This is a genomic window from Arthrobacter sp. R4 (genome assembly GCF_051365025.1).
GTDB lineage: Bacteria > Actinomycetota > Actinomycetes > Actinomycetales > Micrococcaceae > Arthrobacter.
This window is the reverse complement of the sequence record NZ_JBLWIJ010000008.1, coordinates 188,295-200,819: the sequence shown is the minus strand read 5'-3', so window position 1 is coordinate 200,819 and position 12,525 is coordinate 188,295. Positions and strand designations below refer to the sequence as shown.

Below are 12,525 nucleotides of genomic sequence, written 5' to 3'. Positions count from 1 at the left end.
CAGCCGCTGAGGGCCTGCCGCGGTTCCCGGAAATGTCAGGAAACGGCGCGGATACGAACAGCCATGAACTGCCGGCCCGGAAGCTCCACCTGGAACCGTCCTTCCACTGCGTCGTGCAGCGTTTCCACTGTCATGTTCCAGGTGTCAATGATGTCCACCTGGTACTGACGCCCGGCTGGCATGACGAAGTTCCGGTACGTGGGCTGGTTGAACCCGAAGTAGCTGATCTCATACTCGAACCGGATGCCGGCGGTGGGAACGTCCCAGGCGCTGGGCAGCGGATCAAGGAAACCTCCGGGTGTCTCCTCCTGGATGCTGCGCAGGAAAGCAATGCGTTCCGGGCTGCTGCCGTGGAACCCGCCGCCCTTGGCCCACCACAGGATGTCCCGGTCGTGCATATATGTTTCGCCGTGGCCAACGTAGCCGCCGCGGACGGCGCCTTCCCAGAACCGCCGGGTCATTTCCTCACCAGTGATGTTGCCCCAGCCCTGGTCGATGTTGCCTTCGTAAGCGCACTCGTCGATGACCACCGGCTTCTGCCAACGGTCGCGCCACTCCCCCGTGAACTCCGCGGTCTTGTGTACGTCCTGGCGCTGGATGCTGCTGTGCGTGATCCAGGGCCGGTTGTAGTCGTAGAACGCGTGGCAGTTGTGGATGGAGAGGAGGTGGCCGTTGGGGTCGTTGGCCTGGACGATGCCGGCGAAGCGTTCCCAGTCCTCGGTGGTCTTGCGGAACAGCAGGTCGTATTCGTTGGCCAGGGACCACCAGATGTTGCGGTGCGAAGCAAGCCGGGCCACCACATACTTCAGGTAGCGGTCGTCCTGGCCCGGGGTCATGGTGGAGAAGCCCCAGCGGTCGTAGGCGTGGAAAAGGATGAGGTCAGCCTCGATGCCAAGTTCGTCCAGTTGGCTGATGCGCTGTTCGAGGTGGCGGTAGAACGCCGGGTTGGGCCGCTCGTAGTCGAAACCACCGGCAAGGGAGCCCTCGAACGGGTAGAGCTCCGGTTCGTTTTCGTTGAACAGGTACGACTTGGGGAAGACGCACATCCGCATCTTGTTGAACGGTCCTGTGGCCAGCGTGTCCAGGGTCTGCTTTTCCAGGGCATCGCCCTGGTGGGTCCAGGCGTAGGCCGTGGTGCCAATCGGCAGGTAGGGGGTGCCGTCGTCGTACGCGAAGTGGAAGGTGTTGGCCACGCGAACCACGCCCTTGGCACCCGCTGCAGCCTCCGCTGCCCTGAAGGATCCGGTGATGCCGTCAAGCGAGCGGGCGTTGCTGGAACTGATGAAGGTCCACTCCCCCGCCTCCGGGACCAGGAGCCTGACCTTGTACTTGCCGTCTCCGTCATAGAAGCCCGGCACGTCCAACGTCTTCCCGGAAGGGGCGGTGAAAACTGCACGGAGTTCGACGTCGGTGAACGGGTTGCCGTGCGAGGGCCCGGCGAAGGTGATTTCGAGCCGGTCCTGCGCTGCAGCCGCCGTGGGCAGGGAAACAGCCGCGCTGGCCCGTTCAACGGATTCCGATTCGTAGTCGGCGGCGGGGGCCGGGACGTCGACGGCGGCTGCCGCGGCCCGCTGCGCCACGGTGTCCTCCGGCTCCAATTCGCCGATGAGGCGGAGGATCTCTGCAACCTGGGCAGGCTTTCCCTTCAAGGCTTCCTCGGTTCCGAGGATCATTCCCACCTCGTGGAAGTACAGGGTGTGCAGCAGGGGGTTGTTGGTCAGGGTGGGGACGTGCTCGGTGAGGATGCGGTTACCCTCGGCATGCCGCATCACAAAGTACAGGGGGCTTTCAGCGGTAAAAGTGCTCATCAATGCCTTCTTGGTTCGGGATTCAGGAGTTCAGGAGTCGTGACGGGTGCGTTCGTAGCGGCGTCCGTCCAAGGCTGCGAGGGCGGCGGCGATGTCCTGCTTGACGGCGGGCTGGGTGAAGATCAGGCCCTGGTCCAAGGTGGTCTGCCGGTACCAGACGGTGTCCTTGCGGAAGGCCGCGGCCGCGGCGGGATCATGGGCATCGATGGCCTGCCATACGGCGGCATACGCCTGGGGATCGTCCATGATGTCCGCGAGCGGGGAGTACAGGGAGGCCGTACTGCGTTCTGCTGCCGGTCCGGCGTCGGGAACATCCCAGCTGTGCTGGCCCGAGCCCACTACGAAGCCAGCGGAGCCGTCCGGCAGAGAAACCTCCGCGGTGGTTCCAGGAGGCACTCTGGCCTCCACCAGGATCCGGTCGCCCACGCGCTTCCACGCAACCTGGGCCAGGCCGTAAGGAGTTTCGTGCGACGTCGAAGCGTGCGTCAGGCTGTTCAGCGGGCGCGGCGCGATGCGGAGTTTCCGGTATCCGGGCGCCGCCGGGGCCAGGCCAGCCACGGTGCGGTGCATCCAGTCTGCGATCGCGCCCAGCGCGTAGTGGTTGAACGAGGTCATTTCGCCGGGGTTGACACTGCCGTCCTCCAGGATGGAATCCCAGCGTTCCCAGATGGTGGTGGCACCCTGCGTGACGGGGTAGAGCCAGGACGGGCATTCGGTCTGCGTGAGCAGCCGCTCGGCAGCACCGAGGTGGCCCGTCACAGTCAGGGCGTCGGCAACCAGCGGCGTACCCACAAAACCGGTGGCGATCCGGTAGCCGCCCAACCGTGCGAGCTCGGCGAGCCGGTCACCAAGGGCCTGGCGCTGCGCCGGATCGGTGCTGATGCCGAACATCAGGGCGAGCGAGTAAGCAGTCTGGGCGTCCGAGACCATGCGGCCGGCCGGCGTCACGTATTGGGCCAGGAAGGCCTGCCTGGTCTCCTCGGCGAGCGCAGCGTACTTGCCGTGGTCGGCGTCGTTCCCCAGGACGGCAGCCGCGTGGGCCACCAGGTCCAGGGACCGGAACAGGTAGGCGCTGGCCACAATGTCGCCGTGGGTGCGGGCGGCACCGGGCTTGTCCGGCGGAGCGGCGGGGTCCAGCCAGTCGCCCAACTGCATCTGGCCCTGCCACAGCCCCGAACTGTCCCGGACCTTCAAGAGGGCGTCGGCCCAGTCCCGCATGCTGGCGTATTGGCGGCGGAGCAGGCCAGTGTCGCCGAAGCGCTCGAAAAGCACCCACGGGACCACGGTGGCGGCGTCGCCCCAAGCGGCCACAGGTGATTCGAGCATGCCCAGGACAGACGGCACGATAATGGGGACCACGCCGTCGCGGTGGCCCTGCTCGAGGGCGAGGTCCTGGAGCCAGGAGCCGAGAAAACCCAGCGAGTCATACAGATAGCTGGCGGTGGGGCTGAATACCTGGATGTCGCCGGTCCATCCCAGCCGCTCGTCCCGCTGCGGGCAGTCAGTGGGCAGCGCCAGGAAATTGCCGCGCATCCCCCAGAGGGCGTTTTCGTGCAGCCGGTTCAGCAATGGGTCTGAGCAGTCGAACCAGCCGGTGCGGCGCATGTCGTTATGGATCACGACGGCGGTGATCGCCGCCGGGGCCAGCTCGCCGGGCCAGTTGTCCACCTGGGCATAGCGGAAGCCGTGGAAAGTGAAGCGCGGTTCCCATTCTTCCGCAACACCGGGGCCCGCGAGGATATACGTGTCGGTGGCCGCCGCCTGGCGCAGTGGGCGCAGTGACAGTTCGCCATCTTCAAGGACCTCGGCGTGCCGAAGGGTGATCGTGTGGCCGGGCTCGCCGGAAACCCGGATCCGCAACCGACCCACAAGGTTCTGGCCGAAGTCCAGCACGGTGGCACCAGAGGGAGTGGTCAGGACTTCCCTGACGGGAAGTTCCTCGATGCGGCGCACGGGCGGGGCCGTGGCCGGGGTGGCCTCCGCCCAGTTCTGATCGGAGTCGACGACGGCGGGGAGCCAGAGGGCGTCGTCGAAACCTGGTTTGGACCAGCCAGCCTCCGCGCGCCGGGCGTCGAAGGTTTCGCCGGCGTAGATGCCACTGGATACCAGCGGGCCGCCAGTGCGGGCCCGCCAGTCCCCGCTGCTGGCCACAATATCCTTCGTGCCATCCGTGTATTCAAGGCGCAGTTCCACCTTGATCGCCGGCTGCTCGCCATAGAACGGTTTGGCGAAGCCGTGGAAGCCGTACTTTTCGGTGAACCAGCCACCCGCGAGCCAGGCTCCGATGGCGTTGGCGCCCGGGGCCAGGAGCGCCGTGACGTCGGTGGTTTCGTGATTAAGCCGGTCCGCGTAGGCCGTCCAGCCCGGCTTGAGGACCTGGTCATCCACCTCCGTCCCGTTGATTTCGGCCTGGTAGACGCCGTGCGCGGTGGCGAAAAGCGTGGCTTTGGCCAGCCCTTCCCGCACCATGAACTCATGACGCAATTGGCCGGGCCGGCCCAGCGGATGATCTTCACCGGCCGGGGGCAGACCGATGGGTTCGGCCTGCCAGGGACCGTCCACAAAACCGCCCACTAGGGTCAGTGGCGCGCACCAGTCCGAGGTGCCGCCGTCGTTCCCGGTGACCCGGACGTCCACCTCCACCTGCCCACCCGCGGTGATGTCCGCGAAAGGCCAATCCACCAGCACGGACTCAGGACCTTCGAGCAGCACAGACTCCGCCGTACCGTCCCGCGTCACCCTGACTTCGGCTGCAACCTGCAGCCAGTCTGTGCTCGCGGTGGCAGTGACCCAGCTGAGCCGGGGCCGCGGCTCGGCCACGAACGGGGTGTCTGTCCGGTACTCCGCCGATAACCGGCTCACGACGGTCTGCTCGCGGGTGCCTGACTGCGGTGTCAGGGTCGTGTTTGTCACGAAGGGCCTTTCAGGAGGTGGTGGGAGGTGATCAGAGCTGCCATGCGGCCCTGCCGGTTTCTAGCGGGGTTCGCGTCCTTCGCTGCGGAACCAGTCGAAGGCCACCGTGCCGGCGCTGGCGAAGACGCCCGCGACCCGTCCGGTGAAGGACGCGGCGGTCTCAGCCGAGAGGTACCGGCCATCGAGTTCAGCCAGGGTAACTGGTTGGCCATCGACGACTGCCTGGAGCGCGATGGTGTCTGAGCTCAGGCTGCCGATGGCGTTGTCCGGTTTCGGTTCGCGGGTCTCGATCCGCAGTTCCACCGGTCCGGCGGGCGCCGGGTGGGTCCACGTCTGTTCAATCGACGAAATCCTGGCCCGGGCCGTAAGAGTGGTTCCGTCCGTTTCAATGGAGTAGTGGTGGGCCTCGTCGTAGCGGACGGCCAAGCCGCCGGAGCCGCTTTCGCTGGCGCTGGCGCCTTCCACGTCCACGAGTGCTGCGATGGTCTCCACCTGGTACTGCTGGCGGCGGCCCAGGAACGCGGGACGGGCATCATCCAGTTTCGTGCCGTCGCTGGTCAGCGTGAGGCGTCCCGGGACTTTCTCGGTGGAGGCAAACGCGCCGGGGAAGCGCCGGACGGCGATCCAGCCGCCGTCGAGCTCCGCGTCCGCGAAGTCATCCTCAAAGGCGCCGCCTGCGCGAGGGTTGAGGACGACCGGTTCCGCGACGGGCCAGCCATCTATCCAGGTGACCGGGGTGATGAACGTTTCCCGGCCCAGCGCGGAGAAGGCGCGGGTCATGCCCTTGGGGCGCATGCCCAGGAGGACCATGGCCCAGCCGCCGTCGGGCGTTTCCACCAGGTCGCCGTGGCCGGTGTTCTGGATGGGGCGGTCTGTGCTGCGGGCGCTCAGGATGGGGTTGGCCGGGTTGGACTCGAACGGACCGGCCGGGGAGGTTCCGCGGGCGATGCTGACGCTGTGCCCGCGCTCCGTGCCGCCCTCGGCGATCATGAGATACCAGTAGTCGCCACGCTTGTAGAGGTGCGGCGCTTCCGGGAACATCAGGCCTGTGCCGGACCAGACACTGCGCGGCTCCTCAAGTGCCTTGCCGGCTACAAGATCAACGCGGACCTGGAGGATGCCGCCGTGCTCACCCATGTTTCCAGTGACAGTGTCCAGCCCGGAGTAGGTCATGTAAGCGGTGCCGTCCTCGTCCCAGGCGAGGTCCTGGTCGATGCCGACGGCTCCTTCGATCGCGAGGCCGTCACTCCAGGGCCCCGCGGGATCCTTTGCCGTGAACACCAGGGTGCCGCGGGCCATGGCGTCGGTAACGGCAACGTAGAACAGGCCGTCGTGGAAGCGTATGGTGGGCGCCCAGGCACCGCCGAGGGTGGGCACATCACGGGAATCCAACTGCCCTTCGCGATCCACCACGTGGCCGATCCGTGCCCAATTGACCAGGTCGGTGCTGTGGTAGACGGGGATGCCGGGCAGGTACTCGAACGTGGAAGTGGCCAGGTAATAGTCGCTCCCCACCTTGACGATGCTGGGGTCCGGGTTGAAACCGGGGATCAGCGGGTTGGGCAGGTTCATGCTGCCCCCTCCTCGGAGACGCCGGTCAGGGTGAGCACGGTTTCCAGCGGCAGTTCGGTGACTGACGTGCCAATGCGGAGCGTGTAGTCACCGGACTCGAAGGTCCAGCCGTTGTCCCAGTAGGCCAGGAGCCGGGTGGGGACGTTCAGGATGGCGGTGGCGGTTTCGCCGGGTCCGGCCCACACGGGGATGGAGGCAACGAGCCAGCGGACGGGGCGGTCGACGGCGGAGCCTGGCTTTTCGGCGTAGATCTGGACGACGTTTTTGCCTAGCCGGGTGCCGGTGTTTGCCAAGGTGACGGTGAGGGGCACGACGGCGCCGGGGGCCGCTGTAACGGGGGCGTCCACGCCGTCGAGGGTCCAGGTGGTGTAACCGAGGCCGTAGCCGAATTCGTAGGCCGGTTCCGTGCCGGCTTTGAGCCAGGCGCGGTAGCCGATGTGGATGCCTTCGTCGTAGGTCAGGGTCCCGTCGGGTGCGGGGGTGACGTTGATGACGGGCACGTCTTCCTGGGTGGCGGGCCAGGTGGTGGGGAGCCGGCCGCCGGGTTCGGTGGCGCCGGTGAGGATGTCGGTGAGGGCGTGGCCAAATTCCTGGCCGCCGAAGTAGCCGATCAGGATCGCGGCCACCTCCTTGCGCCAGGGCAGTAAGACCGGGGAGCCGGAGTTCACGACCACGATGGTGCGGGGATTTGCCGCAGCGACGGCGTGCACGAGCCGGTCCTGCAGGCCGGGCAGTTCCAGGGAGGTCCGGTCGTAGCCTTCGGATTCGACCCGGGAGTTGGTGCCGACCACGACGACGGCGACATCGGCTGCGCGGGCAGCCTGAACAGCATCCCGGATCAGGGAGTCCGGGTCGGCGTCGTCAGCTTCCACACCGATGGTGATGGCAAGGGCGTTGGACAGGGCACCCTCCCGGTCATGGGTGTCCAGTTCGATCCGGACCTCCAGCGGGACGCCTGCGGTGGCCTGGACTTCAACGGATGCCGAAGGCGGGGCCAGGAATGCGGCGCCGAGGTCCGTTCCAGTCGCTTCGATGGTGGCCTCGCGGGCCAGGACTCCGTCGACAAAGATCCGGCCGTGGCCCACGGTGGAGAAGCCGAGCCTGACCGGGCCGGTCTCATCCGGAGTGTAGATGGTGTGGAACTGGACCAGGGAGGACGCTGCGATGGGGGCGTCACCGCCGAACCAGACCAGGGCGGTGGAGCGGCGGTCCTCGGCGAAGAGTTCGTTCCCGTTGGAGTCCAGGAACCGGACCCGCACGCCGGGGGTTCCGGTGGTGGGGTTGGTGAGCTGTTCCAGGGGGAGTTCGGCGATGCCTTCCTGGACCACGGCGCCCACGCTGTAGCTGACATTGTCCGCACCGAACACTTCGCGGATCCCGTCCAGCGGGGTGACGATCTTTTCGGGCACGACCGTGGCGGAGCCGCCGCCCTGGGTTCGGGCGTACCGGGCGTTGTGCCCGATCACGGCGACAGTCCTGGCGGCGGCGGGAGCCAGCGGCAGCACGCCGTCGTTCTTCACCATGACCGTGCCGGCGGCGGAGGCCTCGCGGGCGAACGCAATGGGGTCCTCACGGTCCACCGGTTCGGCCGCCACGGCCTCGAAGCCTTCGAGTGCGCCGACGCGGGCGGCCAACTGCAGGATCCGGAACACCTTGCGGTCGATCGCGGCTTCGGCGACCTGGCCGGATTTTACGGCCACCACCAGGGCTTCACCCCAGGGGCCGTCCGGGCCTGGCATGGCCAGGTCCTGGGACGCGCTGGCGCTCTCCACGCTCCGCACGGCGGTCCAGTCGCTGATCACCACGCCGTCGAAGCCCCATTCACTGTTCAACGGGGTTTCCAGCAGCTCGTTTTCGGTGGCGGTAGTGCCGTTGATCGAGTTGTACGCGCTCATCACCAGCCACGCCTTGGATTCGACAATGGCCGTCTCGAACGCGAGCAGGTAGAGCTCGCGCAGGGGCCGGTCCGCAACCTTGACGTCCACGGTGAAGCGGTCGGTTTCGGAGTCGTTGGCGATGTAGTGCTTCGGAGTGGCGCCCACGCCGTTGCGCTGGACCCCTGTCACGTACGCCGCGGCAAGCTCTGCCGTCAGGACCGGGTCCTCGCTGAAGGCCTCGAAGTGCCGGCCGCCCAACGGGGAGCGGTGCAGGTTGATGGTAGGGCCAAGGACGACGTCCACGCCCTTGCGCCGGGCCTCGACGGCGGACGCGGCGCCGAGCCGGTCGGCGATTGCCGGGTCCCAGGAGGAGCTGATCGCCGCGGCGGAGGGGAAGTTCATGGACGGTTCCCGCTCATCCCACACCTCGCCCCGGACACCGGTGGGTCCATCGGAGAAGAGCATCCGGCGCAGGCCAATTTTTTCCAGCGGCCAGGTGGTCCAGAAGTCGCGGCCGGTCAGCAGCCGGACCTTCTCTTCGAGGGTCAGTTCAGCCAGGAGGGACTTCAATCGCGCGTCGGTGCTCTGGTCAGTATTCAGGTCAGTAATGAGGGTTTCCATGGTGGCTTTCTTGGCTGTTCCTGCGGAGGACGTTTGCTTGGGCTGTTAAGGGGCCGGTCGGCCTCGGGTCAGGCGACGCCGGCCTGGAGGTCCTGCTGGTGCTGGAGTTCCAGGAGGCGGAGCCGGTCAGCACGGTGTTTGGCCTGCCGGTCGGGATCGGGAATCGGCGCGGCCATGAACAGCCGCTGGGTGTAGGGGTGTTCGGGCGCTCCGGTAACCTGCTCGCCGTCGCCCCATTCCACGATTTCGCCGTGGTACATCACGGCCACGCGGTGGCTGAGGTGCCGGACCACCGCGAGGTCGTGGGAGACAAAGAGGTAGGCGACGCCAGTGCGTTCCTGGATCTCGATAAAGAGTTCCATGACCCGGGCCTGGGTGGAGAGATCCAGGGCGGAGACGGGTTCGTCGCAGACGATCAGCTTCGGGTCCAGGGCAAGGGCCCGGGCGATCGCGACGCGCTGGCGCTGCCCGCCGGAGAATTCCCGCGGGAGCCGGTGCGCGGCGCCGTGCGGCAGCCGGACCTGGTCCAGGAGTTCGGCCACGCGCTTGTTGGCTGCCTGGCGCTCAACTTTGCGGACCGTGAGCGGCTCGGTGAGGATCTGCTCGATGGTCATGGACGGGTTCAGTGACGTATAGGGGTCCTGGAAGACCACTTGGATCTCATGGCTGAGTTCCTTGCGCTGGGCCCGGCTGGCCTTGGAGATCTCCTGGCCGCGGTACTTGATGCTGCCCCCGGTGACCGGGGCCAGCCCGAGGACCGCGCGGCCCAGGGTGGTCTTGCCCGAGCCCGACTCCCCCACCAGTCCCACGGTTTCGCCGGGCCGGATGTCCAGGGACACGCCTTTGAGGGCCCTGAACGGTTCCTTCCGGAACCCCTTAAGGGGGTATTCGACAACAACGTCCTTGACGTCCAGCAGGGTCTCGGTCATGACGTCACTCCTTTCAGTTCCTTGGGCTCAGCCGCTTTTTCGGCGGGGTTGGGGCCAACCGTGGGGTACTGCCCGCGGGGAGCGGTGTCCTCAAGGATCGCGTCCAGCAGCTGCCGGGTGTAAGGGTGCTGGGCGTTGTTGAAGATGGCCCGGACGGGTCCGGTTTCCACCACACGGCCGGTCTGCATGACCGAAACGCGGTCGCAGAGGTCGGCCACCACGCCGAAGTTGTGCGTCACCAGGATGACGCCCATGTTCAGTTCGTCCTGGAGTTCGCGGAGCAGGTTCAGGACTTCGGCCTGGACGGTGACATCCAGGGCGGTGGTGGGTTCGTCGGCGATCAGCAAATCCGGTTCGCAGGACACCGCGCCGGCGATCAGGACGCGCTGGGCCATGCCGCCTGAGATCTGGTGCGGGTAGGCGTTGAAGGTGCGCTCCGGATGCGGGATGCCCACCTTGGCGAGCAGGGCCAGGGCGCGCTTGCGGGCTTCGGCCTTGGAAAGCCCTAAGCACACCCGCATGGGTTCGGTCAGCTGGCTGCCGATGGTGAAGGCGGCGTCCAGGTTGGACATGGGTTCCTGCGGGATGTACGCGATGCGCTTCCCGCGGACCTTGGTCATCTCCTTCTCGGAGAGGTGCGCCAGGTCCTTGCCCTCGAAGAAGATCGAACCGCCGGTGATGCGTCCGCCCTGCGGCAGGAGCCGGAGGATGGAGAATGCGGTCTGGGTCTTGCCGGACCCTGATTCACCCACCAGGCCGTGCACTTCGCCGCGGCGGACCGTCAGGCCCACATGGTTCACCACGTGCGTGGTGGACCCGTCGGGCTGGTCGTAGCCGACGCCGAGGTCTGTGACTTCCAGCAGCAGCTCACCCGCTGTTTCGGTCGGTTCATCGGGATGGACGACGGCGGCAGCACCGCGCTTTTCGGCGGCACCTTCAGCGTCGGCTGCTGCGGCTGCTGCCGCGGCCTTGCGGCTCTTCTTGACCGGCCCGCGGCTGCGTTCGAGTTCATCGCGCATGGCGTTCGCGAGCAGCGTCAGGGCGATGCAAACGAGTCCGATGACCAGTGCCGGCCACAGTACGAGGGTGGGAGATTTGAAGATGTTGATGAAGCCATCGTTGAGCATGCTGCCCCAGGTGGGGATGTTCAGGTCGCCCAGGCCCAGGAACTCAAGGCCGGCCTGGATGGCGATCGCGATGCCCAGGACCATGGCCGACTGGATGATGACCGGGGCCCGGACCACGGTGAGGATGTGGCGGGCGATGATCCGGAAGTCACTGAGGCCGGAAACGCGTGCCGCATCCACGTACAGCTCGTTGCGGACAGCGGTGACGGAGGCGTAGACCAGCCGGAAGAATGCCGGCGAGAGCATCACGCCGAAGATCATCATGGACAGCCACATGGACGGGCCCAGCACGGCACGGGCTGCCAGCAGCACCACCATGCCCGGCAGTGCCATCATCAGGCCGGTGAGCCAGGAGGAGACGGCGTCGAACCAGCCGCCGTAGTAGCCGGCGATCAGGCCGGCGGTGACGCCGAGGACCATTGCCACAACGAGGGCCACCAGCGCGCCGGCGAGGCTGAACTGGCCGGCGAAGAGCAGGCGGCTGAAGACGTCCCGGCCTGCGCTGTCGGCACCCAGAAGGTGTTCGGACCCCGCTTTGGCCAGCACGTCCTTCAGGTTTGCTGTGTTGGGGTCGTGGGTTGCCAGCAGCGGCGCCAGGGCCGAGGCAAGGGCAACCAGGACCAGGATCAGCAGCGATGCCGCGCCCGTGGGGTGGGTCAGGAGCCTGCGGAAAAGGGAAACCTTGGCTGCCGTGGTGGGCAGTGCGAGGGGTGTTTCGATCATGACAGCCGAACTTTCGGATTGAGCCAGCCCTGGGCGAGGTCGATGATGAGGTTGACGGTGACCACGATGGCGGCCGTAGCGACGACGACCCCCATCACCACCGGAATGTCGCCCTGGCCGGTTGCGGCGACGGTGATCTGCCCGAGGCCGGGCAGCGCGAAGATCTGTTCCACAATGACGGCGCCGCCCAGCAGCCCGATGAACTGCACGGCGAGCACAGCCAGGGCAGGGCCGCCGGCGTTGCGCAGCACATGCTTGTAGACCACGCGGTTGAAGGACAGGCCGCGGGCCCGCAGGGTCCGGACGTAATCCTGGCGGAGGGCATCGATCAGCGAGCCGCGGACCTGCTGGACCACGGCGGCGATGCAGCCGATGGAAAGGGCGATGATCGGCAAGGTGACGGTGGCTGCCCAGCCGCCGAACGACGTCGTAATCGGGACATAACCGGTGGCCTTGAACCACTTAAGGTTCAGGGCGAACAGGGACACCAGCCCCAGGGCTATGAGGAAGCCGGGGATGGCGAAGCCCAGGACGCCCACAAACTGGACCACCCGGTCAACCCAGCCGCGGCGGACGGCTGCCCAGACGGCCACAACGATCGAGACAACGGCGGCGATGATGGTGGCGCCCAGGACCAGGGAGATGGTGACGGAGACCCGGCTGCTGACACCGGCCGTAACGAGTTGGCCGTTGAACCAGGATCGGCCAAGGTCGCCGGTCAGTGCGCTGGTGAGCCAGTCCCAGTACTGGACCAGAAGCGGCCGGTCCAGGCCCAGCTGGCTGGCCTTCAGCGCAACCTGGGCATCGCTGGCCGTGGGACCCACGATGCGGCGGGCAATGTCGCCGCCACCTGCGTAGAGGAGCAGGTAGGCGACCGTGGTGATGACGAACAGCAGGAGGACACCGGAAAACAGGCGCCGCAGCACGAATCGGTACATTCGAAAATCCTTAGGGA

General features: G+C 66.9%; 7 protein-coding genes. All 7 read right to left on the bottom strand.

Features of this window, described 5'->3' with window-relative positions; all coding sequences use genetic code 11:
• Positions 1-35 precede the first annotated feature (35 nt).
• Entirely contained in the window at positions 36-1,808 is a 1,773-nt protein-coding gene (locus tag ACLKOZ_RS04880) for a DUF5605 domain-containing protein (RefSeq protein ID WP_436473227.1), read from the bottom strand.
• 30 nt (positions 1,809-1,838) lie between these two features.
• Positions 1,839-4,721, bottom strand: coding sequence for a family 78 glycoside hydrolase catalytic domain (locus ACLKOZ_RS04875; protein WP_436473225.1), 2,883 nt, complete (start codon positions 4,719-4,721; stop codon positions 1,839-1,841).
• A 60-nt stretch (positions 4,722-4,781) separates the two neighbouring features.
• Entirely contained in the window at positions 4,782-6,293 is a 1,512-nt protein-coding gene (locus ACLKOZ_RS04870) for a family 43 glycosylhydrolase (RefSeq protein WP_436473223.1), read from the bottom strand.
• Positions 6,290-8,791, bottom strand: coding sequence for a beta-glucosidase family protein (locus ACLKOZ_RS04865; RefSeq protein WP_436473221.1), 2,502 nt, complete (start codon positions 8,789-8,791; stop codon positions 6,290-6,292). The genes ACLKOZ_RS04870 and ACLKOZ_RS04865 overlap by 4 nt, the downstream gene beginning before the upstream one ends.
• A 68-nt stretch (positions 8,792-8,859) precedes the next feature.
• Positions 8,860-9,720, bottom strand: a complete 861-nt coding sequence (locus ACLKOZ_RS04860) for an ATP-binding cassette domain-containing protein (protein ID WP_376044473.1) — start codon at positions 9,718-9,720, stop codon at positions 8,860-8,862.
• Positions 9,717-11,570, bottom strand: coding sequence for a dipeptide/oligopeptide/nickel ABC transporter permease/ATP-binding protein (locus ACLKOZ_RS04855; protein ID WP_436473218.1), 1,854 nt, complete (start codon positions 11,568-11,570; stop codon positions 9,717-9,719). Before ACLKOZ_RS04855 ends, ACLKOZ_RS04860 begins: the two co-directional genes overlap by 4 nt.
• Positions 11,567-12,508, bottom strand: coding sequence for an ABC transporter permease (locus tag ACLKOZ_RS04850; protein WP_337345452.1), 942 nt, complete (start codon positions 12,506-12,508; stop codon positions 11,567-11,569). Before ACLKOZ_RS04850 ends, ACLKOZ_RS04855 begins: the two co-directional genes overlap by 4 nt.
• Between the last annotated feature and the right edge of the window lie 17 nt (positions 12,509-12,525).